The 21,929-nt window shown below is 59.2% G+C and carries 21 protein-coding genes; 12 read left to right on the top strand and 9 right to left on the bottom strand.

Annotation, left to right across the window (positions count from 1 at the left end; genetic code table 11):
• Positions 1 to 8 precede the first annotated feature (8 nt).
• On the top strand, positions 9 to 407 hold the full coding sequence (locus XMD517_RS04225) for a hypothetical protein (protein ID WP_173486983.1): 399 nt from the start codon (positions 9 to 11) through the stop codon (positions 405 to 407).
• A 117-nt stretch (positions 408 to 524) separates the two neighbouring features.
• Here XMD517_RS04225 and ilvN read toward each other — a convergent pair whose 3' ends face one another.
• From ilvN to XMD517_RS04195, 6 genes are all read right to left on the bottom strand, one after another.
• Positions 525 to 1,088, bottom strand: coding sequence for an acetolactate synthase small subunit (ilvN, locus tag XMD517_RS04220; protein ID WP_173486984.1), 564 nt, complete (start codon positions 1,086 to 1,088; stop codon positions 525 to 527).
• 13 nt (positions 1,089 to 1,101) lie between these two features.
• Entirely contained in the window at positions 1,102 to 2,856 is a 1,755-nt protein-coding gene (locus tag XMD517_RS04215) for an acetolactate synthase 3 large subunit (protein WP_173486985.1), read from the bottom strand.
• Positions 2,857 to 3,349: 493 nt separating this feature from the next.
• Positions 3,350 to 4,180 carry an arginyltransferase gene (locus XMD517_RS04210; protein ID WP_173486986.1) on the bottom strand — a complete coding sequence of 277 codons (831 nt, stop codon included), beginning with the start codon at positions 4,178 to 4,180 and terminating at the stop codon, positions 3,350 to 3,352.
• A 121-nt stretch (positions 4,181 to 4,301) separates the two neighbouring features.
• The gene (locus XMD517_RS04205) at positions 4,302 to 4,760 is read right to left on the bottom strand and encodes an RDD family protein (RefSeq protein WP_055192696.1); all 459 of its coding nucleotides are present in this window, start codon (positions 4,758 to 4,760) and stop codon (positions 4,302 to 4,304) included.
• 100 nt (positions 4,761 to 4,860) lie between these two features.
• Positions 4,861 to 5,352: a DUF2852 domain-containing protein gene (locus XMD517_RS04200; protein ID WP_173486987.1), complete on the bottom strand. Its 492-nt coding sequence runs from the start codon at positions 5,350 to 5,352 to the stop codon at positions 4,861 to 4,863.
• A gap of 192 nt (positions 5,353 to 5,544) precedes the next feature.
• Positions 5,545 to 6,015, bottom strand: coding sequence for a YbaK/EbsC family protein (locus XMD517_RS04195; protein ID WP_173486988.1), 471 nt, complete (start codon positions 6,013 to 6,015; stop codon positions 5,545 to 5,547).
• A 134-nt stretch (positions 6,016 to 6,149) separates the two neighbouring features.
• Between XMD517_RS04195 and XMD517_RS04190 the strand changes: the two genes are divergently transcribed.
• Together XMD517_RS04190 and XMD517_RS04185 are read left to right on the top strand one after the other, a co-directional pair.
• Complete coding sequence (locus tag XMD517_RS04190; protein WP_173486989.1) at positions 6,150 to 8,969, top strand: glutamine-synthetase adenylyltransferase; 2,820 nt, start codon at positions 6,150 to 6,152, stop codon at positions 8,967 to 8,969.
• Positions 8,970 to 8,981: 12 nt separating this feature from the next.
• Positions 8,982 to 9,278 (top strand): hypothetical protein, encoded by a 297-nt coding sequence (locus tag XMD517_RS04185; RefSeq protein ID WP_254449758.1) that lies wholly within the window; start codon positions 8,982 to 8,984, stop codon positions 9,276 to 9,278.
• 144 nt (positions 9,279 to 9,422) lie between these two features.
• On the opposite strand, the gene XMD517_RS04180 is transcribed toward XMD517_RS04185, so the two are convergent.
• The 3 genes from XMD517_RS04180 to cobA all read right to left on the bottom strand — a co-directional run bounded on the left by XMD517_RS04180 (position 9,423) and on the right by cobA (position 12,875).
• Complete coding sequence (locus tag XMD517_RS04180) at positions 9,423 to 10,652, bottom strand: MFS transporter (RefSeq protein WP_173486990.1); 1,230 nt, start codon at positions 10,650 to 10,652, stop codon at positions 9,423 to 9,425.
• Positions 10,653 to 10,714: 62 nt separating this feature from the next.
• The gene (locus tag XMD517_RS04175; RefSeq protein WP_173486991.1) at positions 10,715 to 12,007 is read right to left on the bottom strand and encodes a cobyrinate a,c-diamide synthase; all 1,293 of its coding nucleotides are present in this window, start codon (positions 12,005 to 12,007) and stop codon (positions 10,715 to 10,717) included.
• Between the two features lies 1 nt (position 12,008).
• Positions 12,009 to 12,875, bottom strand: coding sequence for a uroporphyrinogen-III C-methyltransferase (gene cobA, locus XMD517_RS04170; protein WP_254449757.1), 867 nt, complete (start codon positions 12,873 to 12,875; stop codon positions 12,009 to 12,011).
• A 153-nt stretch (positions 12,876 to 13,028) separates the two neighbouring features.
• Between cobA and XMD517_RS04165 the strand changes: the two genes are divergently transcribed.
• From XMD517_RS04165 to pgi, 9 genes are all read left to right on the top strand, one after another.
• Entirely contained in the window at positions 13,029 to 14,084 is a 1,056-nt protein-coding gene (locus tag XMD517_RS04165) for a cobalt-precorrin-5B (C(1))-methyltransferase (protein ID WP_173486992.1), read from the top strand.
• On the top strand, positions 14,081 to 14,815 hold the full coding sequence (locus XMD517_RS04160; protein ID WP_173486993.1) for a cobalt-precorrin-6A reductase: 735 nt from the start codon (positions 14,081 to 14,083) through the stop codon (positions 14,813 to 14,815). The genes XMD517_RS04165 and XMD517_RS04160 overlap by 4 nt, the downstream gene beginning before the upstream one ends.
• Positions 14,812 to 15,441 (top strand): DNA-3-methyladenine glycosylase, encoded by a 630-nt coding sequence (locus XMD517_RS04155; protein WP_173486994.1) that lies wholly within the window; start codon positions 14,812 to 14,814, stop codon positions 15,439 to 15,441. The genes XMD517_RS04160 and XMD517_RS04155 overlap by 4 nt, the downstream gene beginning before the upstream one ends.
• Positions 15,441 to 16,136 carry an alpha/beta hydrolase gene (locus XMD517_RS04150; protein WP_173486995.1) on the top strand — a complete coding sequence of 232 codons (696 nt, stop codon included), beginning with the start codon at positions 15,441 to 15,443 and terminating at the stop codon, positions 16,134 to 16,136. The genes XMD517_RS04155 and XMD517_RS04150 overlap by 1 nt, the downstream gene beginning before the upstream one ends.
• A 184-nt stretch (positions 16,137 to 16,320) precedes the next feature.
• Positions 16,321 to 16,905, top strand: coding sequence for an HNH endonuclease (locus XMD517_RS04145; RefSeq protein WP_055192533.1), 585 nt, complete (start codon positions 16,321 to 16,323; stop codon positions 16,903 to 16,905).
• A gap of 75 nt (positions 16,906 to 16,980) precedes the next feature.
• Positions 16,981 to 17,964 (top strand): agmatinase, encoded by a 984-nt coding sequence (locus XMD517_RS04140; protein WP_173486996.1) that lies wholly within the window; start codon positions 16,981 to 16,983, stop codon positions 17,962 to 17,964.
• Between the two features lie 47 nt (positions 17,965 to 18,011).
• Complete coding sequence (gene zwf, locus XMD517_RS04135) at positions 18,012 to 19,466, top strand: glucose-6-phosphate dehydrogenase (protein ID WP_173486997.1); 1,455 nt, start codon at positions 18,012 to 18,014, stop codon at positions 19,464 to 19,466.
• On the top strand, positions 19,463 to 20,137 hold the full coding sequence (gene pgl / locus XMD517_RS04130) for a 6-phosphogluconolactonase (protein WP_173486998.1): 675 nt from the start codon (positions 19,463 to 19,465) through the stop codon (positions 20,135 to 20,137). Before zwf ends, pgl begins: the two co-directional genes overlap by 4 nt.
• Positions 20,138 to 20,224: 87 nt before the next feature.
• Complete coding sequence (gene pgi / locus XMD517_RS04125; protein ID WP_173486999.1) at positions 20,225 to 21,847, top strand: glucose-6-phosphate isomerase; 1,623 nt, start codon at positions 20,225 to 20,227, stop codon at positions 21,845 to 21,847.
• Positions 21,848 to 21,929 lie beyond the last annotated feature (82 nt).

The following is a 21,929-nucleotide window of genomic DNA, read 5'->3' as shown; positions in this document are numbered from 1 at the left end:
AGCAGGTCATGAACGGTATTGTTCTCTGGTACAAGAGGGACAAGAAGATCGGTTTGGTATGGTGTGATGATCAGGGCCCTCTGGCCTGTATCACCTCAGACACGCTGGTTCGAAGTGGGTTTGACCACTTGGAGGCAGGAGATCAGATCCTTTGCGACGTTCGTGACGCTGGCGGCATGCGAGAAGTTTGCCAGATTCTGAGCCACCGTCCGTGCTCCTCCGCTTTGGATGTGCAGGTTTTGCTGCGGGCCGAAGCTGATAAAACAGAGCAGGTGGGCGGGGCAGGGGACGCCCCGGTAAGCGATCAGGCTGAACCGGACACCCCCACGGCAATAAACCAGGAGCCACAGGATGGCGGTGTGCGCCCGATCCCTCAATCCGGCGGCCATCTGAGGGTTGTTGCGTAAAGCAGCCCGCCCCTGTTTAGCTGCGTATCTTGCCTCTCTTAAGAGACCTCTCCTGAAAGAAAATGGCCCACACCAATCGGTGCAGGCCAATATTGAGCATCCTTCAAGGGGCAGGTGTCAGCTGTCTCCGCGAGACAGCGCGGCAACCCCGGTCCGGGCCACTTCCAGCAATCCGAGCGGACGCATCAGTTCAGCGAAGGCATCGATTTTTTCCGTGGTGCCGGTGATTTCGAACACAAAGCTGTTCAGCGTGCTGTCGACCACATTGGCGCGGAAAATATCTGCCAGACGCAGAGCCTCAACCCGTTTGTCCCCACTGCCTTCCACCTTGAACAGGGCAAGTTCACGCTCCACAGCCGGCCCTTCAACGGTCAGATCGTGGACCTCGTGCACCGGAACAATCCGCCCCAGCTGGGCCTTGATCTGTTCGATGATCGAGGGGGTGCCGGTGGTGACAATGGTGATGCGCGAGCGGTGCCCCTGATGATCCACCTCTGCCACGGTCAGGCTTTCGATATTGTAGCCGCGACCGGCGAAAAGCCCGATCACACGCGCCAGAACGCCTGCTTCGTTGTCGACCACACAGGCCAGAGTGTGACGCTCGATCACTTCCGAATGCGGGTCCCGCAGATCATAGGCCGATTTGCGCGACGAGCCTTTTTTGATTTTCAGTGCAGACATTTTCTTCGTCTCCTTACACCAAAGTTGCGCCAGCAGCGCCAATAACACCCTGGGTTTCCGCTTCACCCATCAACATGTCGTTATGCGGGGCCCCCGACGGGATCATCGGGAAACAGTTGGCGTGTTTTTCGACCAGAACATCCAGAATGAACGGCCCGTCATAGTCCAGCATTTCCTGAATGGCGTCATCCAGCTCTGCCGGGTCCGACACCTGACGGCCCTTGCAGCCAAAGGCTTCGGCCAGTTTCACGAAATCTGGCAGGCTCTCGGACCAGCTATGCGAATAGCGTTCGCCATGCAAAAGCTCCTGCCACTGGCGCACCATGCCCAGGCGTTCATTGTTCAAAATGAACTGCTTGATTGGCAGGCGGAACTGCACGGCCGTGCCCATTTCCTGCATATTCATCAGCCAGGAGGCATCCCCCGCCACGTTGATGACAAGGCTGTCCGGGTGGGCGACCTGTGCGCCCACGGTTGCCGGCAGGCCATAACCCATCGTGCCCAACCCGCCGGATGTCAGCCAGCGGTTCGGATCTTCGAAGCCCAGGAACTGAGCAGCCCACATCTGGTGCTGTCCCACTTCCGTGGCCACGTAACGGTCCTTGTCCTTGGTCAGGGCTTCCAGTCGTTCCAGCGCATATTGCGGTTGGATGATCTGGTCATTTTGCTTGTAGGTCAGGCATTTACGCGCTTTCCATTCGTCAATCTGGCCCCACCATTTGGCGATGGCCTCGCGGTCCGTCTTGCGACCACGTGCCTTCCAGACCTTGAGGATATCTTCAAGCACATGCCCCACGTCCCCCACGATCGGCAGATCCACATGGATCACCTTGTTGATCGAGCTGGGGTCGATATCCACATGCGCCTTTTTCGATTTCGGTGAAAAGGCATCGACGCGCCCGGTGATCCGGTCGTCGAAACGGGCGCCGATATTGATCATCAGATCGCAGTCATGCATGGCCATGTTGGCCTCATAAAGACCATGCATGCCCAGCATCCCAACCCATTTCTCGCCCGAGGCGGGATAGGCCCCAAGCCCCATCAGGGTTGAGGTGATCGGGAAACCGGTGGCATCCACCAGTTCACGCAGCAATTGACAGGCCGCGGTGCCCGAGTTGATCACGCCGCCGCCGGTATAGAAAATGGGGCGCTTGGCGCTCTCCATCAGGTCAACCAGTGCGGTGATCGCCTCAAGATCGCCACGCAGTTGCGGGGCGTAATGGGAAATATCGGTTTTTGACGGGGCGGTATATGTGCCGGTGGCAAACTGCACGTCTTTCGGGATGTCGATCAGCGTCGGGCCCGGGCGGCCGGACTTGGCCACGTGGAACGCCTGATGGATTGTGTCCGCCAGCTTGTCAGTTTCTTTCACCAGCCAGTTATGCTTGGTGCAGGGGCGGGTGATGCCCACCGTGTCCGCTTCCTGGAAACCATCGGTGCCAATCATGAAGGTCGGCACCTGGCCTGTCAGAACCACCAGCGGGATCGAGTCCAAAAGCGCATCGGTCAGGCCGGTCACCGCGTTGGTGGCACCGGGGCCGGAGGTCACCAGCACAACACCCGGTTTTCCGGTTGAACGGGCGTAGCCTTCGGCCGCATGAACGGCCCCCTGTTCGTGGCGCACAAGGATGTGGCGAATGTCGTTTTGCTGGAAGATCTCGTCATAAATAGGTAGGACGGCCCCCCCCGGATAGCCGAATACCGTGTCCACACCCTGATCCTTAAGGGCTTGAACCACCATTTTCGCTCCGGTCATTTGACGTGTCATCTTACTCTCCGTCTACACGCGTCCAAATTTTGTGAAGTGCTAAAAAAAAACCCCCGATCTTCGGGGGCGCATGGGGTTACCTTCAGGTTCCGTTACCGGCCCATGCGCCATGTTCCTACGACGACCAGAAGGATGTTCATTGGGGAAGGTCCCTATGTTCCATGTTTTCTTAGCATCCCCGGATGGGGAGTGACTTCTTGCGCGACATTATGAGGGGGGGGCAGGGGCGTCAACAGCGAAAATGACGAATAAAATGTCGCAGGGTCGGTTTTTTTGAATTATTTGGGAATATTATTGCTCAGTCTGGTAATAAATGAAAATCGGCTGGCGGAAATTGGTCGGGGGCGGTCAAAATTCTGCGCAGACTTTCTGTGACGGACACGCAGGGCGGCATGGAATGCGTTCAGGGCGGCGTATATCCCGATGCGTCAACAGTATGGGTATCTCATGGCGCGTTTCGACGTCTCCCCTCTCAGGAGAAACCCAATACGCTTTAATGATCCGTGTTTGGCAGGCTGGGCAGCTGGATCCCTGCAACCTGCTCTGAAATCGGATCAGTAGAGAGCGGATGCTGGTCCACTTCATAGGCTTTCGGGTCCTGCAACGGTTCCCACTCTCCGTGGCGATACACTTCGAGAGAGGAGAATTTGGCCTTGTAATCCATTTTCGGGCTGCCGGGCACCCAATAGCCCAGATAGACATAGGGAAGACCCACTTCGCGGGCGAGTTCAATGTGATCAAGGATCATGTAGGTGCCCAGAGACAGATCCTGCAGATCCGGGTCATAGAAGGAATACACCATCGACAACCCATCATCGAGCACATCGGTCAGGCAGACCGCGGTCAGGTCTCCTTTGCGCTGATCGCTGGGGGAACGGTATTCAATCACCCGCGTCTTGATCGGGGTTTCTTCGATCATCGCCGCAAATTCGAACACATCCATATCCGCCATGCCCCCATCCGCATGGCGGCTGTCAAGGTAGGTGCGAAACAGGTCAAACTGGTTTTCGGTCGCCCAAGGTGCGCGGGCCCGTCGCTGCAGGGCTGCATTTTTCCGCACCGTGCGTTTCTGGCTTTTGGTCGGAATGAAATCCTCAACCCGAATTCGGGCCGACAGGCAGGCATTGCATTCCGCACAAGAGGGGCGATAGAGCACATTTTGCGAGCGGCGGAACCCCTGCTTGGATAGGCTGTCATTCAGTTCGGATGCGTGTTCCCCCTGAAGCGCGGTAAACAGTTTGCGCTCCTGCCGATCCTCAAGATAGGGGCAGGTCTGGGGCGCAGTCACATAAAACTGCGGCGCAAGGGGAAGGGAATGGCGCATGGTCATCCGTGTAAATCATGGTTTCCAAAAAGGTAACGCCAATAGGCGGGTTCCTTCAACCCCATAGCATGAAAAGGGTAAACGGCTGATTGTCACAGCCGTTTTGTCCCCGTTTTTGGCGCTATTGGCGGGCTTGCCGGTTTAGGGCGGTTGTGCCCAGCACCATGTCGATCAGACCCTGACCGCGCGGGGTGGTGAACATCATCACCAGAGAGATCAGTTGCAACAGAAATGTCGCCATTGAGATATAATAGCCCAGCGTGTGGAAAATCGCCGTCATCGGATCAAACCGGTCTCCGCGATGGGTGCGCAGTTCGATGGCCATCAGGCGCATGCCCAATGTGGCCGACCGACCAGAGATCGTGAGGACCCGGTAAACAAAACCAACCGAGAAATAGACCAGCCCAAACAGGAAAAAGCCGATCCCGAAACTCAGCAGGCTGGCCAGCACCGAAAGGGTGAAGATCACAACCACGTCCACGCCCCAGGCCATCAGGCGCTTCAGGGCAACACTTTCATAATATTCAGGCTGGTAGGCGGGATCAGGCAGCCCCCAAAGCGCATTATCTGTATGGGTCATTTTCTTTCTTTACCGGGTTGTGACGCAAAGGAAAAGCGCGCCCCATTAAGTCAGGTTGCGGGGCGCGCGGGGTGGGGCAGGAGAGAAGGGAGGAAAGGTGTTACTTCTCGTTTTTGCCCGGTTCATCAAGCGTATCGGCCTCATCTGCCAAATCGTCACCTGCCTTTACGGCCGCATCACGGGTGGCATCGGCGCGCTCGTCCATAAACTGGTCGAACTCCGATTTGTCCTTGGCGGCCCGCAGGCGTTCGAGGAAGTTTTCAAAGGCTTCCTGCTCATCCATCAACCGGCGCAGGGTTTCTGCCTTATAGGCGTCAAAGGCGGTGTTGCCAGAACTGCGGAACCCGTGTCGACGGGCGAAATGCTGATCGCCTGACATGTGGTGGCGGTGATGGGAACAGGATTTCGAAAACATGCGTTTGCTCCAGATCATATAGGCAAGAAGGGCGAGGCCGACGGGCCAGAACAGGATGAAGGACACAACCATGGCAGCGATCCAGGCGCCTTTGCCACGTTGATCCAGCCAGCTCTCGGCGCGCGAAAACCAGCCTTGCGGGGCGGGGCTGATATGCGATTGGGCGGCGGTGGACATGGTGGTTCTCCGTAGGATTGTTTCGGTGTATGTGAATGCCTTTCACATTACTGCATGTGGGGAGCTTACGAAGGGGGTGCAAGGGTGAATGTGAATGTTTTTTACATTTTTCAGTTACCCGATTGAAAACATTAAATATAAAATGATGCTTTGCATTCTGTCTGTTGCGAAATAATGGCCCGAATACCGCGCTTAAGCCGTAAAACAGGCCAGTTTTGCCCCGCTCGCGCGGATCACATCCGCCGGAGGGGCTGCAAAAATATGGCGCGGTGTGCCTGCGGCAGCCCAGACAAGGTCAAATTCATTCAATCGGGGATCGCAGAATGCGCGAATGGGGGTCAGGTGCCCAACGGGGGAGACGCCACCGATTGCAAATCCACTCTGATCCCGGATCAATCGCGCATCAGCTTTGCCCAGAGGTTCTCCCGCCAGGGCGGTGGCCTTGTCCGCACAGACCTGATTGCCGCCCGCGGTCAGAAACAAGAAGAGGTTCCCGGAGTTTTCCCCCCGGAACATAATGGATTTCACGATCTGATCCAGCGCGCAGCCCGCTGCGGCGGCTGCCTCTTGGGCGGTGCGGGTGCTCTCGGCCATTTCCTTGATCTCAACCGCGATCCCATGTGTTTCCAGTGCGGCCCGCACCCGTTTCAGGCTTTTTGACATGTCTGCCCTTCCGTTCGTTCATCAGCCCCGAAGTATTTCGCCTTTAACCTGAGGATGCAAAAAGAAAACACAGAAATGTCGCAGCCCCCCTTTGCGCTGTTGACCCGGCGGTGTCGCGGGGGCAATTTTGCCCCATGACAATAGAACCTTTCTCCGCCCGCATCACGCGTTCTCCAATCGCATATGAAACCGAACCCGCCGGAGAGATTGCCGACCATTTCAAAGATCTCTCCCCCGAGCTGCGTGAGGTCCTGGCCGGCACCGCCGGCTGTTCGCCTTATTTGCGGGGTTTGATGGAAAAACAGGCGGATTGGCTGCGCGCGGCCTTGTCTCAGAGCCCTGAGGACGCTTTTGAAGAGGCGATGCAGGCGATCGACGGCGACAGTGACAGCGCGTTGCGCAGCGCGCTGCGAATTGCCAAGCAACGTGTGGCCCTGCTCACTGGTCTGGCAGATCTTGCGGGGGTGTGGTCACTGGAACAGGTCACCGGGGCGTTGACGGATTTTGCCGGGCACGCGACCGATCTTGCCATGAAGTTTCAGGTGGGACAGGAAATCCGGCGCGGCAAATTGCCAGGCATGACCGAGGATGACATTGTCACGGCAGGCGGTATGGTTGCGCTCGCCATGGGGAAAATGGGCGGGCATGAGCTCAATTATTCGTCCGACATTGACCTGATCATGCTGTTTGATGACAGCCGGTTCGACAATCTCGATTTCCACGACGCGCGCGCAAGCCATGTGAAGGCCACCCGCCGGATGAGCGCGATGCTGTCTGAACTGACGGCGGATGGCTATGTGTTCCGCACCGACCTGCGTCTGCGTCCGGATCCTTCGGTCACCCCGGTCTGCGTGGCGATGCAGGCGGCAGAGCGCTATTACGAAAGTCTGGGGCGGACCTGGGAACGGGCGGCGCATATCAAGGCGCGCCCTTGTGGGGGCGATCTGGCCGCAGGTGAGGCCTATCTCAAACGGCTCAGCCCTTTTGTCTGGCGCAAGCATCTGGATTTTGCCGCCATTCAGGACGCCCATGACATGCGGTTGCGGATCCGGGCCCATAAAGGGCTGCATGGTGATATCACCCTTCCCGGCCATGACATGAAGCTGGGGCGCGGTGGCATTCGGGAAATCGAGTTTTTCACCCAGACCCGCCAGATCATTGCGGGCGGGCGCGATGAAACCCTGCGCTCTCGCCAGACCGTGCCGGGGCTGGCCGCCCTTGCCGCAGCCAACTGGCTCCCGGATGAGACGGCTGAGGTTTTGACCCGCCATTACCGGTTCCATCGCGAGGTTGAACACCGGGTTCAGATGTTTCGCGATGCGCAGACCCATAAACTCCCCTCAAACCCTGAGGAGTTCGATCGCCTTGCGCGGATGATGGGCGAGGGGGATACCGAGGCATTGAAATCCCGTATCCACGATGCTTTGACCGAGGTGCATGAGGTAACTGAAGGCTTCTTTGCCCCCGATGACACCGGCGCATCCGTGCCCCAGCTGGAGGAAAGCGAAGCCGAGATTGTGTCGCGGTGGGAAACCTATTCCTGCCTGCGATCCTCGCGCGCGGTCGAGATTTTCAACCGGTTGAAACCTGATCTTTTGGCGCGTTTGGCCGCGGCCCCCCGTCCGCATGATGCGATGATCCAGTTTGATGGCTTTCTCAGCCGATTGCCGGCTGGGGTGCAGCTGTTTTCGCTGTTTGAAGCCAATCCGACCCTGGTGGACCTGATCGTCGATATCGCCGCCACCGCGCCGGCCCTTGCCGCCTATCTTGGCCACAACGCCCAGGTGCTGGATGCGGTGATCGGAGGCGGGTTTTTCGAACCCTGGCCCGGAGAAGCGGCCCTGACCGGGATGCTGAAGGACCGACTTTCAAAGGCGCCGGATTACGAGGTCAAGCTCGACACCACCCGGCGCTGGATGAAGGAATGGCATTTCCGCATCGGTGTGCATTTCCTGCGCGGATTGATCCACGCGCGCGAGGCCGGGGCGCAATATACCGACCTTGCCGATGCGGTGATCCGGGCGCTCTGGCCCGAGGTGGTGGCGAATTTTGCCGTGAAGCATGGCCCGCCGCCGGGGAAAGGGGCGGTGCTTGTCGGCATGGGCAGCCTTGGCGCGCGCTCGCTTTCGGCGACGTCGGATCTTGATCTGATTGTGATTTACGATGCAGACGGGCAGGACATGTCGGATGGCAAACGTTCGCTGGCCACCAAGCCCTATTACGCCCGCCTGACCCAGGCGTTTGTCACCGCAGTTTCCGCGCCGATGGCAGAAGGCAAGCTTTACGAGATTGATATGCGCCTGCGCCCATCCGGTCGACAGGGGCCAGTGGCCACGTCCATCGACAGTTTCCGCGCCTACCAGCGCGACGAGGCTTGGACATGGGAGCATCTGGCGCTGACCCGTGCGCGGGTGGTCACCGGGCCTGCCGATGTTGCGGCCGCCTATGAGGCGGTTCGCCAGGACGTGCTGAGCTTTGATCGCGATCCGGTCAAGGTTGTGCAGGATGTGATTGATATGCGGGCGCGCATTGCCGCTGCGAAAGGCGAAGGCGGTGGGGCGCTTGAAGCCAAGCTGGGGGTGGGGCACCTGCAGGATGTGGAACTGGTGGCGCAATCCGCCTCGCTCCTGTCCCCGGATATGGCACGCACGCCCCGGGAACAGATCGCGCAGGGGGTCGCAATTGGCTGGTTCACTGACGCCCAAGGGCAAGCCATGGCAGACAGCCATGACCTAATGTGGCGGTTGCAGGCCGCGTCCAAACTGCTCAGCGATGGTCCGCTGGATCTGCAGGCGTTGGGGCAGGGCGGACAGGACCTGCTCTTGCGCGAAACCGGGGTCGAGGATGAGGGCGAGCTGGTGAGCGAGGTTGAAACCCGTGCCGCCCGTGCAGCGGAAGCAATCGAAGAGGTGCTGTCGCATCCGCCGGTGATGGCGGGATCGGTTTCGGCATGAGGAGAGGGGCCCATGCGTGAGGAGGGAGAGGACATGAGCGAGTTGATTGCCGCCATCGATAAACGTGGTCTGATCCGCGAAAGCTACCGGATTGACGGGATCCGGTCCGAAGAGTGCCGGTCGATCTTCCTTGATTGGGCGCTGTTTGACGAACATGAGCTGCCACAGGCCGAACGGATTGCGTTGTTGCTTGAGACCTACGGCGCGGACGCCCCGGACCATCCGATGACGTCGGTCATGCGGGCTGCTCTGGAACCTGCTGCAACAACCGGCCGCCGCGGCGGGCGTAGCGCGCGGGTGAAAACCTGAGACCGGTGGCACATAACCCCGCCTGTGCCATTGGCTGAAACGGGGCAGGTGCCGAGATGTTTTAGGTGAAAGGCAATTTGCGAAAGCGGGGGCAAAGCCCCTTTGTCTCCCGTCACCCTAGTCGACCCAAAAGGCGCAGCCCGGTTAATCGAACGCCTCTTTCGGGCGCAGCATCAGCCAGATAAGAGATGCGCCTGCCAGTGCCAGAAACGGCACCATCGCGATATTCACAGCACTCCAGCCTTCCACGGCGGTTCCCCCCGAACAGTTCATCAACCCGCCAGAGGCGAGCGAGGCTACGGTCACGCAGCCAAAGACGATCATGTCGTTCATCCCCTGCACCCGCCCGCGTTCTTCGGGTTTATGTGCGCCGGCCAGCATGGTGGTTGCGCCGACAAAGCCGAAGTTCCAGCCAATCCCAAGCAGGACCAGGGCAAGGAAGAAGTTCTCCAGTTCGACCCCCTGAAGCGCGACGATCCCCGCCAGCCCGAGGATGACCAGCCCAGAGGCAATCACGGCGCGCACCCCGAAGCGGGCAATCAGATGTCCGGTGAAGAAGCTGGGCACAAACATGGCCAGCACATGGGCGGTGACGATATTTCCCGCCATGTCGGTCTCAAAGCCGCAGCCGACAACGGCCAGCGGGGTAGAGGTCATGACCAGATTCATCAAAGCATATGAAACCATGCCGCAAATAATGGCCACGGCAATCACCGGATCCCGCAGCAGCTCGATCCTGGTGCGGCCCCTGGGGGCGTCCACATGTGGTTTTTCCGGCTTGGGAATGTCGAGGCCAAGGAAGAGAAAGGAGCCCGCAAGGTTGATGGCAATGATCGCCAGGTAGGCACCAAGGAAGGGCACCACCAGCATGTCATTGGTCAGGTTGAACAGTTGAGGGCCGATAATGGCAGAGGCCAGCCCCCCCGCCATCACATAGGAAATGGCCTTTGGGCGGAATTCGGGTGAGGCGGTATCTGCCGCGGCAAACCGGTAAAAACCCTGTGCGGATTGATACAGGCCCATCAGGAAAGACCCCAGAAGGAAGAGCGAGAAGTCATATTGCATCAATGCATAGGCGCTGATGGCTGCGCCGAGCGACCCTCCACCCGTGCCGACCCAAAATCCAACCCGGCGACCATAGGTCTGCATCACCCAGCTGATCGGATTGGCCCAGACCATCGACCCGGCCACCATCAGTGAAATCGGCAGTGTTGCCCAACAGGGGTTCGACGCCAGCGACTGTCCCGCCAGACCTGCCATGGTGAAAATCATCGGCATCTGCGCGCCAAGAATGGCCTGGGCCAGCACCAGAATGGTTACATTTCGCCTGGCGCGGCTGTCATCCGCCATGGAAGGGGCATTAATATCGGTCATGGGTCAATAAGCCTGACATGAAGGGGTCAACCCCAAGCACCAAGCAAATTGTCGCCAAAAAATCAATCCGCTTTGTCGATCAGATGGGCAAAGCTGCCACTGACATTGGCGCGGATGAGACCCATTGGAATAAGCGTTTGTCCCTCGGCATCCGTGGCCTCGAACAGGGCGGTTCCTTCGGCGCGGATTGTGGTGGCATAGTGGAACTCATGTGCGTTCCAGCGCCCGGCAAAGGGCCCGTGATCCGTGCTGACCTGCCGATACCCGAGGTGCAGCTTGCGCTTGGAGAAACTGGTCTCAAGTCCCAGGAGGCCAAGCATCTCATGGGTATTTCCATCTTTGTCTTCAATGGTTTGGCCGAGGGTCATGTAACCTCCGCACTCGCCATAGATGGGGCAGGTTGCGGCGTGCATACCAGATTTGAAGTTTTGTGCAGCTGCCAGTTGGGCCGCATGAAGTTCCGGGTAACCCCCGGGCAGGAAAATGAAATCCGCATCTTTTGCCGGGGCCTCATCCGCCAGCGGTGAAAACGGCAGGATTGCCGCACCACCCGCCCGCCAATCGGCCAGAATATGCGGATAGGCAAACGCAAAGGCGCGATCATGTGCCACAGCAATGCGGCTGCCCGGAGGGGTTAGGCGTGCAGCCGTTGGTGCGTTGGGAAGGGTGGTTGCCAGAGAGGTCAGGGCTTCGAGGTCGATCGCGTCGCTCACCGCGTCGCCAACCCGGTCCAGATAGGCCTGCAGGTCCGGGTGCTCGCCCGCTTGCACCAGCCCAAGGTGGCGTGAGGGATGCGCCATCTGATCCTGACGATAGACTGCGCCCAGAACCGGCAGTTCGATCCGTGCCATGGCAGCGCGCAGCATTGCCTCGTGGCGGGCGGATCCAACCTGATTGAGAATCACTCCGGCGACCCGCACATCGGGATCATGGGCGGCAAACCCGGCAATCAGCGGGGCAAGTGATTGCGCCATACGTGCGCAATCCACCACCAGAACGACCGGAAGGTTCAAAATGCGGGCAAGGTCCGCGGTGGCGCCTTTGCCTACTGGCGGGGCGCCGTCAAACAGCCCCATGGCCCCTTCGATGATCAGCAGATCACCACTCTGTCCTGCCAATGCCCGCACCCGGTCGGGAGGCATTGCCCATGCGTCCAAATTCAGGCAGTCCCGCCCGCAGGCAGCGGCGTGAAAGCGCGGGTCGATGTAGTCCGGCCCGGATTTCGCCCCGGTGACATGATGCCCCTGACGGGTCAGGGCGCGCAAAATTCCCAGGGTAAGCGTGGTCTTGCCGGACCCCGAATTGGGGGCGGCAATGATCACACCCTGCGGATGGGGCAATTGCGCGGCGGCCATCTCAGCGGTCCTCAGCCGGGCGTCCCCGCCCAAGCGGGTCGGTGTTGCGCGGCGCCATGCCTTCTGCGATCGCCTGCCAGTCAAGCGCCTGACGCATCAATGTCGCGCGCCCGACGCAGATGATTGCCGGGGCACCAAAGCCACCAGCTTCGGCGTCTTCGACACAGGTGATCAGGGTGGTTTCCAGCACGCGCTGCTCTGGTGTGGTGGCATTGGTGACAATGGCAACGGGTTCTTCCGGTTCGCGCCCGGCGGCAATCAGGGCGGAGCGGATCCGCCCCAGATGTTTCATGCCCATGTAGATCACGATGACCTGCGACCCTTTGGAAATAGCACTCCAGTCCAGAGAACCGGGCGTATTGCCGGACTGGTCATGCCCGGTCACAAAGGTAACCGCCTGGTTCACGTCCCGATGGGTGACCGGGATGCCAGCATAGGCCAGACCGCCAATCCCTGCAGAGATGCCGGGGATGATGCGGATCGGGATCTGGTGCTGAACCAGTGTCTGTCCTTCTTCGCCGCCACGCCCGAAGACAAACGGATCCCCCCCTTTCAGGCGCAACACGCGCTTGCCTGCACGGGCGTGATCCACCAGTTGCAGCGAAATATCACGCTGGTTGGCAGAGGGTTTGCCACCGCGTTTGCCGGCATAGATGACCTCGGCATCCGGGCGCGCCCAGTCCAGGATGACCTTTTGAACCAGCGCGTCATAGACAATCACATCTGCCTGACGCAGCGCATTTACAGCGTGCAGCGTCAACAGGCCGGGATCTCCGGGGCCTGCGCCTACCAGCCAGACCCAGCCGGGTTTCATTTCGGGCCATGCGCCTCCGGCAAGAGAGGCAGGAAAAGAGAGTTCGTTTTGCATGGCGCCCTTATAGGTGGGAGTTCGACCGGGCGAAAGCCGTCTTGCGACATTCAGTTGTCTGCCACCGCCACACCGCTACACTGCCGCGCTTGTGCTCTCAAATGGCGCAAACGCCGATTGGCGGCGCGAAAAGACACTGGTAAGGTCACGCCGATGACCGAGACAAATCCAGTTCAATTGCGCCGTGGCTGGACCACGGGAGCCTGTGCCACCGCTGCCACCTGTGCGGCGGTGCATCACCTGTGGGGCGGGGCGTTTCCGGACAAGGTGTCGATCACTTTGCCCAAAGGCGAGATGCCCGAGTTTGACCTTGAAGTTGCGCATCATGGTCAGGGCTGGGCCGAGGTCGGGGTGATCAAGGATGCGGGCGATGATCCGGATGTCACCCACGGTGCGCTGATTCTTTCCCATGTGCGCACTGGCACTGCGGGTCAGGGCATTCGTTTTCTCGCGGGGGAAGGCGTGGGTATGGTGACCAAGCCGGGCCTGCCCGTGCCCCCGGGAGAGCCCGCAATCAACCCGGTGCCGCGCCGTATGATCACCGAAGTGATCGAGGCCGCCGCCCGCCAATACGATCACGCGCCTGACCTTGATGTGACCATTTCTGTGCGGGGAGGCGCGGACCTCGCTCAAAAGACCTGGAATCCGCGGCTGGGAATTGTTGGCGGGCTGTCGATCCTCGGCACCACGGGGGTGGTGCGGCCGTTCTCCTGTGCAGCTTGGATTGCCTCTATCCACCGTGGTGTCGATGTGGCGCGGGCCACCGGGTTGCCCCATGTGGCTGGCTGCACCGGGGCCACCTCAGAGGCCACTGTGCAATCCCTCTATGGCCTGAGTGAAGGCGCCATGATCGACATGGGGGATTTTGCCGGGGGCATGCTGAAATACCTTGCCAAACATCCGGTGGGCCGGGTGACGGTAGGGGGCGGGATCGGCAAGATCACCAAACTCGCACAGGGCGCGCGTGATCTGCATTCGCGCCGCAGTCAGGTGGACTTTGATCTGCTGGCGGATTGGCTTGGCGATGATGATGTCCGGGGGATGAATACAGCGCTTCAGGTATATGAAAAACATGGAAAAATAATGGTCGATATTGTGGCGAAAAAGGCGTTGGCGCAGGTGCGACACATATTGCGCAACACGGATTGTGTCGCGGATATCGTCATCATCGACCGACCGGGCACCATCATCGCACAGGTGGGCGGATGAGCCGGCGGCGTGTCCTGCTGCTTGCGGGAACTGCAGAAGCGCGTGAGCTGGCAAACCGTCTTGCCAAGGCGGGGTTTGAGGTGATTGCGTCCCTTGCCGGTGCCACGCGGCAGCCCAGGCCAATGGCGGTGCCCACACGCATAGGTGGGTTTGGTGGTCGGGAGGCGCAAGCCGCCTATATGACGGATCAGGCATTTGATCTTGTCATCGACGCCACGCACCCTTTTGCCGACCGGATCAGTCAGCGGAGTGCCGAGATTTGCGCCGCCTTGTCGATCCCCTATCTCAGATATTCTCGCCCCGCGTGGACACCGACCCCCGGTGAAATTTGGGACATTGTTGAAGATATACATCAACTGTCTGATTTGATTGATAAACAGTCGAGGGTGTTCCTCGCCACTGGCGGGCAGAGCGAGGATATCGCCATGGCGTTGCCGGACCGGGTTCTGTTTTGCAGGCAGGTGGATGATGGGCCGGAACCCTTTCCCTTGTCCGGCGGATGGATCACCGGACGTCCGCCTTTTACCCTGGCGGCGGAAACCGCTTTGCTGAAGCAGCTTGGCGTGGACTGGCTGGTTGCCAAAAACGCCGGGGGAGCTGCGCGCGCCAAACTTGACGCCGCGCGGGCGCTTGGGGTGAAGGTGGCCATGATCGCCCGTCCGTATGGGCCGGATGCAGAGACGGTTTCGACATTGGACGAGGTCATGGCCTGGGCAGAGGCCCATCAATGATGGAGCGTGTGATCACAGGGCAGGCCTGCTTGAAAGAAGGGGCCGATTGGCTGGTCGAATGTGAGCCAAGATTTGCGAAAGCCCTTGAGCAGATTGATGAAATCCCGTTGCGGCTGAGATCGGACGGGTTTGCGGCGCTTTTGTCCGCGATCGTCTCTCAGCAGGTGTCGACCGCATCGGCGCAGGCCATCTGGGAGCGGATCGAGGGGGCCGGGCTGGTCACGCCCGAGCGGGTTGCGCAGGCAAGCACCGAAGATCTGGCGCAACTTGGCCTGTCTCGTCCAAAAATCCGCTATGCGCAGGCCCTTGCAAATGCGGGGATTGATTACGCGGCGTTGCAGTCTGCCTCTTCTGATCAGGTGATTTCGACGCTCACTGCGGTCACCGGCATCGGAGAGTGGACCGCCGAGATCTATGCCCTGTTTTCGCTGGGGCGTGCGGATATCTTTCCAGCTAAGGATCTGGCCCTTCAGGAAGCCGCGAAAGAGATGTTTGATCTGCCTGCGCGCCCAAAAGATCGTGAACTGAAAGTGATGGCAGAGGCCTGGTCCCCATGGAGGGGCGTTGCAGCGCGGCTCTTGTGGGCCTATTACCGGGTGATCAAACAAAGGGAAGGGATCCGCTGATGACTCGCATTCTGGATGCAAAACGCCGCCCTGCGGCTTCGGGCACAACCAAATCCGTGGTGGTGTTCCTGCATGGGTATGGTGCGGATGGGGCGGACCTTCTGGGGCTGGCGGATCCCCTGTCCGAACATCTACCGGACACCACATTCATTGCCCCTGACGCGCCCGAAAAATGTGCGGGCAATCCGTTTGGCTATCAGTGGTTTCCCATCCCGTGGCTTGATGGATCGTCGGAAGAAGACGCAATGCGTGGCGCGGAAATGGCCGAGGCCGACATCAATGCTTTTCTGGATGGGGTGCTTGAAGAGGAGGGGATAACCCCCTCAAAACTCATTGTTTTCGGGTTCTCTCAGGGCACGATGATGAGCCTTCGCGTGTTGCCGAAACGCGCCGAACCGGTGGCCGGTATCGTGGCCTTTTCGGGGCGGATGCTGGAGCCGGACGAGTTTGCAGCCCATATTGTCAGCAAGCCGCCGGTGCTTTTGGTTCATGGCGATCAGGACGATATGGTCCCGCCGCAACATTTCAGCGAAAGTGGCACCATTCTTGAGGCCAACGGGTTTGAAACCTATGGGTTCATTATGAAGGGCACTGGCCATGGCATTGCCATGGACGGGCTGTCGGTTGCGTTGCAATTCATGCTTGATAAGCTCGGCATTCAGAAGATGCAGATGGGAAATGAAGGCGATCAATAAGTGCCAGTCACGGTCATTTGGTCCGTCACATCTTTGTCACCTCTTGCGGTTATAGCTCACCCAACCCTCTATCTTGGGGGTTGTTTGGTTTCTGTTCCTATATATAGTTGAACCAAGCGCAGGGGCGGGAGCTCCCGCCCCGTGAACCAAAGAGGTTAAGCACAGGGCGGTGGGGGAGTCCCAAATGGATGGCGATTTCAGAACAGAGTTTACGAGGGAACCGGGGCGGATAAAGCAACACCCGGCCTTGGTCCTGAATGCGGATTTCAGGCCCTTGTCCTATTATCCGCTCTCGCTTTGGCCCTGGCAGGAGGCGATCAAGGCGGTGTTTCTGGATCGGGTCAATATTCTGGCGGAATATGATGAACTGGTTCATTCCCCGAGTATGGAAATGCGGATCCCCTCGGTTGTGGTTCTGAAAGATTACGTCAAACCCCAAAAGCGCGTGGCCTTCACGCGCTTTAATTTATTTCTGAGGGATGAATTTTGCTGCCAGTATTGCGGGGGCAAAGGCGACCTGACCTTCGATCACGTGGTGCCGCGGGCATCAGGTGGCGTGACCAGTTGGGAAAACGTGGTCGCGGCGTGCCAGAAATGCAATCTGAAAAAGGGGTGCAAACCTCTGCATCGGTCAGGTCTGAGCTTGCGCAAACCCGCTCGCCAACCCACTGCGGAAGAACTGCGCAATGTCGGGCGCAAGTTTCCTCCGAACCATTTGCATGAAAGCTGGATGGATTTCCTTTATTGGGATGCAGAGTTGGATGCCTGATGGACAGGCGGTCCCATCTGAAAAGTGAAGACGGGATGTCTGGATCGGGTTAGCCTGTCCCAAAGGGAGGCTCAGATGACCAATCAGAAAACCGATGACTTTTTCAAACCCGTCTCGGGGTTTGACCTGCCACGCTTTGCGGGCATCCCCACTTTCATGCGCTTGCCGCATGTCGATCTGGATCATGAGCGGATCAAAGAAGTGGATGTGGGGCTGATTGGTGCGCCATGGGATGGCGGCACCACCAACCGGCCAGGCCCGCGCCACGGCCCCCGCCAGTTGCGGGACATGTCCACCATGATCCGGGCGCAAAACGGCGCCACCGGTATACGCCCGTTTGAAATGATGAACTGTGCTGATCTGGGGGATGTGGCGCCAAACCCCGCCGATGTCATGGACAGTCTTGAGCGGATGCAGATCTTTTACACCCGGGTGAAGCGGGCAGGGATCCGGCCGCTGACTGGCGGAGGGGACCACCTGTGCACCTTACCCATTTTGCGGGCGCTGAGCGGGGATGCCCCGCTGGGCATGGTGCATTTCGACAGCCACACCGACCTGTTCCATTCCTATTTTGATGGCACCATGTATACCCATGGCACCCCGTTCCGGCGCGCGGTTGAAGAAGAGCTGCTGGACCCAAATCGCGTGGTCATGATCGGGATCCGTGGCACAGCATATGATAGCGAGGACCGGGATTTTGCCAATGCAGTGGGCATTCGCGTGATCCCGATTGAGGAGTTCCATGCCCGTGGCGTTGTCGATGTGATGCACGAGGCGTGCGAAATCGTCGGTGAGGGGGATACCTATGTCAGCTATGATATCGATTTCGTGGACCCCGCCTTTGCGCCGGGCACCGGCACGCCAGAGGTGGGGGGACCGACCTCCTATCAGGCGATTCAGGTGGTGCGTGCCCTTCAGGGGGTAAAGATTGTCGGCGCCGACCTGGTTGAGGTGTCGCCGCCATTTGACCCCGCTGGCGCAACAGCCTATCTAGGAGCGTCGATCATGTTCGAACTTCTGTGTGTCATGGCCGCTTGTAAGCCCACGCAGGATGGATGATCACGAACCAGCACGTGGTTTGCGACAGATAAGTTACGGAGAGCTTCATGGTTTCGCGCGTTATCCCTGTGGATCCTTTCGATCTGGTCATCTTTGGAGGGACCGGTGATCTGGCCCGTCGCAAGATCCTGCCGGGCCTTTATCGCCGCTATCGTGATGGGCAGATCCCGGCGGAGGCGCGTATTGTCGGCGCGGCCCGGTCAGTGCTTGATTGTGCGGGGTATCGGGACTTTGTTGAAACTTCCGTGCGCGAGTTTGTGTCGAAAAAGAAATGTGATCCCAGTGTGTTGAAGGGGTTTCTTGATCTTTTTTCTTACGTGGCGATTGACGCGCTTGGGGATGAGGGGTGGGCGCATCTCGCCCAAGAAATGCGCAAGGACGTGGTGCAGGCTTTTTACTTTTCGGTTGGCCCGCGCCTGTTTGGGCCGATCGCCGAACGCCTTCGGGGGCATGAAATTGCTGGCCCGCAGGCGCGGATCGTGGTTGAAAAACCTTTCGGGCATGATCTGGAAACCGCGCGTGCGCTCAATGCCACGCTGGCCCGGCATTTCGAAGAAAGCCAGATCTATCGGATTGATCATTACCTGGGCAAGGAAACGGTGCAGAACCTGATGGCGCTGCGGTTTGGAAACATGCTGTTTGAGCCGCTGTGGAATGCGCAATATGTGGACCATATCCAGATTACTGTTGCGGAAACCGTTGGGGTCGCCGGGCGCGGGGCCTATTATGACCGCTCGGGGGCGATGCGCGATATGGTGCAAAACCACCTGATGCAGCTTTTGTGCCTCACGGCGATGGAGCCTCCCTCGAAATTCGATCCCGATGCGGTGCGGGATGAAAAGCTGAAGGTGATCCGGGCCCTCGATCCGGTGGCGCCTGAAGATCTGGTGCGAGGGCAGTATCGTGGCGACGACGAAGTTCCTGCGTATGCGGGGGATGCGGAAGTCGATGCCAGTGATACGGAAAGCTTCATCGCAATGAAGCTGCACGTATCGAACTGGCGTTGGAACGGCACGCCGTTTTACCTGCGCACGGGCAAGCGTCTTCGCGCGCGCATGTCTGAGATCGTGGTTCGTTTCAAAGAGCCGCCCCATTCCATTTTTGAGGAAGATACCGGCCAGTCAGCCAATGAGTTGTCGATCCGGTTGCAGCCAAATGAGGGCATGGATCTGAAAGTGACCATCAAGGAACCGGGGCCGGGGGGGATGCGGCTGATCGATGTGCCGCTCGACATGACCTTTGCAGAAGCCCTGGGTGAAGAGGTAGCTGACGTGCCGGATGCCTATGAGCGGTTGATCATGGACGTGATCCGCGGCAATCAGACCCTGTTTATGCGTGGCGATGAGGTGGAGGCAGCCTGGGCCTGGACAGATCCGATCATCGAAGGCTGGCAGGCGCGTCGCGACAAACCGCATTCCTATGACCCATTCACGTCTGGGCCGGATGAGGCATTGATGTTACTACATAAAGACGGACGTCGTTGGAGGGAGCTGCGCGAATGAAGCTGATTGATTACCCCGACCAGGACATGATGATGCTGGATCTGGCGGACCGCATCGCATCTGAGCTTGTGATGACATTGGAACATGAAGAACGCGCCAGCCTGGCGGTGCCGGGCGGCACGACACCAGGTCCGGTTTTTGACGCGCTTTGTGCAGCGGATCTGGACTGGGCGCGGGTGGATGTGATGCTGACCGATGAACGCTGGGTGCCGGAAACGCATCCGCGTTCCAACACGGCCATGCTGCGGGACCGGCTGCAGACCAGCCGGGCGGCCCGCGCCAATCTTGTGCCCCTCTATCACGCCGGGGCCACGCCCGATCAGGTGATTGCGCAGATTTCCGATCAGGTGGAGAACTGCCTGCCGCTCTCTGTCGCCGTGTTGGGGATGGGGGACGATATGCATACGGCCAGCTTGTTTCCCGGCGGTGACCAGCTTGCACAGGCTTTGTCGCATGAAGCGCCCGCGGCACTGACCATGAACGCTCCCGGTGCAGAGGAGCCGCGCGTCACGTTGTCCGCGCGGGCATTGAACTCGGCGGTGAATAAGCACCTGATTATCACCGGTCAGGCCAAGCGTGATGCGCTTGCGCAGGCGATGGAGGCAGAGGATGCGCTGGATGCTCCCATCAAGGCGCTGCTTGGGGCGCTGAACGTGCATTGGGCCGCGTGATGTTCGGGGCATATGGTCAGCCCGTGGGGAATGTGTATAGTCGGTTCAGTGCAGTGCAGGTTTCGACCCTATCAAACAGAGTGCAGTATGACATTTGAAAAGCTTGTAGCCCATCGGGCCGCGCATCAAGCTCAGCGTATTATTGACCTTTTCGACGCGCCCGACCGGGCAGAGATGTTTTCGACCGAAGCCCTTGATATGGTGCTTGACTGGTCAAAAACCGCGATGGATGACAACGCCGTGTCACTTCTTCTGGAACTCGCATCAGAGACCGGGTTGGAAGATCGGCGTGAGGCCATGTTTTCCGGTGACCCCATCAACGAAACCGAAGGCCGGGCGGTGCTGCACACTGCGCTGCGCGCCACCACGGCGCGGCGGATCATGGTGGACGGGCAGGATGTCGTGCCCGAGGTTCAGGCGACGCTGGAACGGATGCGCGATTTCTCGACCCGGCTGCGGGCGGGACAGATCCGCTCCCCATCGGGGGGGCGTTTCAGGCATGTTCTGAACATTGGGATTGGCGGGTCCGACCTTGGCCCGGTGATGGCTGTCCGGGCGCTGGCGCCTTATCATGACGGGCCTGACGTGCATTTCGTCTCAAACCTCGACGGGGCGCATATTCACGACACGCTGCGCCGCCTCGACCCGGCGGAAACCCTGGTGATCGTGGCGTCAAAGACATTTACCACTGTCGAAACCATGACCAATGCTGAGGTGGCCCGCAAATGGATCGCCAATCAGGTTGGCGACGCTGCCGCCGCACTGCATTTTGTGGCCCTGTCCTCGAATGAAGAAAAGACCGCCGAATGGGGCTTGTCGGCTGAGCGCGTGTTCGGTTTTGAAGACTGGGTTGGTGGGCGCTATTCCATGTGGGGACCAATTGGTCTGTCGATCATGATCGCGATCGGAGCAGATCGGTTTTCCGAGATGTTGGCCGGGGCACGGGCGATGGACACCCATTTCAGGTCCGCCAAAGGGCGCGAAAATATGCCACTGATGTTGGCCCTTATAGGGATCTGGCACCATCAGATCTGTGGGTATCCCACGCGGGCTGTTTTGCCGTATGAGCAGCGACTTGCACGTTTGCCTGCCTATTTGCAGCAATTGGAGATGGAATCGAACGGCAAACGTGTGGCGATGGATGGGACAGCACTGAAAGTGGTGTCCGGCCCGCTGGTCTGGGGTGAACCCGGAACCAATGGGCAGCACGCGTTTTATCAGCTGATCCATCAGGGGACTGCTGTGATCCCCTGCGAATTCATGGTGGCGCGGGAAGGGCATGAGCCTGACCTTGCAGATCAGCACAAACTTCTGGTCGCCAATTGCCTGGCTCAGTCGCAGGCATTGATGATGGGCCGGGGCCGGGAAGAAGCCGAAGCCCGAATGCGCGCCGCAGGTTTTGAGGGGGAGGAGCTGATCCGTCAGGCTGCCCACCGGGAATTCCCCGGCAACCGCCCTTCAACCACATTGCTTTACCCCAAACTGACACCGCGCGTGCTTGGTCAGATCGTGGCGCTTTATGAGCACAGGGTGTTTGTCGAAGGGGTGCTCCTCGGGATCAACTCCTTCGATCAATGGGGGGTGGAGCTGGGCAAAGAACTGGCCACGGCGCTGGCGCCGGTGGTGACGGGTGCGCAGGGTGTCGATGGGCTGGATGCCTCAACCGCCCGGATGGTCAACTACCTGACCCACGGATCTGATGTAATGTAATTTTTACAGATGCACTTTGGGATCGGTGGGAAGGCCGCGATTCCGAGTGGTCACTGGCAAAATCGGGCTGAACATGGCGATC

The sequence above is a fragment of the Aliiroseovarius sp. xm-d-517 genome, assembly GCF_013283135.1.
GTDB lineage: Bacteria > Pseudomonadota > Alphaproteobacteria > Rhodobacterales > Rhodobacteraceae > Aliiroseovarius > Aliiroseovarius crassostreae.
Note: the sequence above shows the minus strand (reverse complement) of the source record. Positions and strands in the feature narration are given on the sequence as shown.

What these genes read in the sequence shown, in the direction of transcription:
- XMD517_RS04225 (WP_173486983.1), top strand. Translation starts at nt 9, where the DNA reads ATGAACGGTATTGTTCTCTGGTACAAGAGGGACAAGAAGATCGGTTTG.
- ilvN (WP_173486984.1), bottom strand. Translation starts at nt 1,088, where the DNA reads ATGTCTGCACTGAAAATCAAAAAAGGCTCGTCGCGCAAATCGGCCTAT.
- XMD517_RS04215 (WP_173486985.1), bottom strand. Translation starts at nt 2,856, where the DNA reads ATGACACGTCAAATGACCGGAGCGAAAATGGTGGTTCAAGCCCTTAAG.
- XMD517_RS04210 (WP_173486986.1), bottom strand. Translation starts at nt 4,180, where the DNA reads ATGCGCCATTCCCTTCCCCTTGCGCCGCAGTTTTATGTGACTGCGCCC.
- XMD517_RS04205 (WP_055192696.1), bottom strand. Translation starts at nt 4,760, where the DNA reads ATGACCCATACAGATAATGCGCTTTGGGGGCTGCCTGATCCCGCCTAC.
- XMD517_RS04200 (WP_173486987.1), bottom strand. Translation starts at nt 5,352, where the DNA reads ATGTCCACCGCCGCCCAATCGCATATCAGCCCCGCCCCGCAAGGCTGG.
- XMD517_RS04195 (WP_173486988.1), bottom strand. Translation starts at nt 6,015, where the DNA reads ATGTCAAAAAGCCTGAAACGGGTGCGGGCCGCACTGGAAACACATGGG.
- XMD517_RS04190 (WP_173486989.1), top strand. Translation starts at nt 6,150, where the DNA reads ATGACAATAGAACCTTTCTCCGCCCGCATCACGCGTTCTCCAATCGCA.
- XMD517_RS04185 (WP_254449758.1), top strand. Translation starts at nt 8,982, where the DNA reads ATGCGTGAGGAGGGAGAGGACATGAGCGAGTTGATTGCCGCCATCGAT.
- XMD517_RS04180 (WP_173486990.1), bottom strand. Translation starts at nt 10,652, where the DNA reads ATGACCGATATTAATGCCCCTTCCATGGCGGATGACAGCCGCGCCAGG.
- XMD517_RS04175 (WP_173486991.1), bottom strand. Translation starts at nt 12,007, where the DNA reads ATGGCCGCCGCGCAATTGCCCCATCCGCAGGGTGTGATCATTGCCGCC.
- cobA (WP_254449757.1), bottom strand. Translation starts at nt 12,875, where the DNA reads ATGCAAAACGAACTCTCTTTTCCTGCCTCTCTTGCCGGAGGCGCATGG.
- XMD517_RS04165 (WP_173486992.1), top strand. Translation starts at nt 13,029, where the DNA reads ATGACCGAGACAAATCCAGTTCAATTGCGCCGTGGCTGGACCACGGGA.
- XMD517_RS04160 (WP_173486993.1), top strand. Translation starts at nt 14,081, where the DNA reads ATGAGCCGGCGGCGTGTCCTGCTGCTTGCGGGAACTGCAGAAGCGCGT.
- XMD517_RS04155 (WP_173486994.1), top strand. Translation starts at nt 14,812, where the DNA reads ATGATGGAGCGTGTGATCACAGGGCAGGCCTGCTTGAAAGAAGGGGCC.
- XMD517_RS04150 (WP_173486995.1), top strand. Translation starts at nt 15,441, where the DNA reads ATGACTCGCATTCTGGATGCAAAACGCCGCCCTGCGGCTTCGGGCACA.
- XMD517_RS04145 (WP_055192533.1), top strand. Translation starts at nt 16,321, where the DNA reads ATGGATGGCGATTTCAGAACAGAGTTTACGAGGGAACCGGGGCGGATA.
- XMD517_RS04140 (WP_173486996.1), top strand. Translation starts at nt 16,981, where the DNA reads ATGACCAATCAGAAAACCGATGACTTTTTCAAACCCGTCTCGGGGTTT.
- zwf (WP_173486997.1), top strand. Translation starts at nt 18,012, where the DNA reads ATGGTTTCGCGCGTTATCCCTGTGGATCCTTTCGATCTGGTCATCTTT.
- pgl (WP_173486998.1), top strand. Translation starts at nt 19,463, where the DNA reads ATGAAGCTGATTGATTACCCCGACCAGGACATGATGATGCTGGATCTG.
- pgi (WP_173486999.1), top strand. Translation starts at nt 20,225, where the DNA reads ATGACATTTGAAAAGCTTGTAGCCCATCGGGCCGCGCATCAAGCTCAG.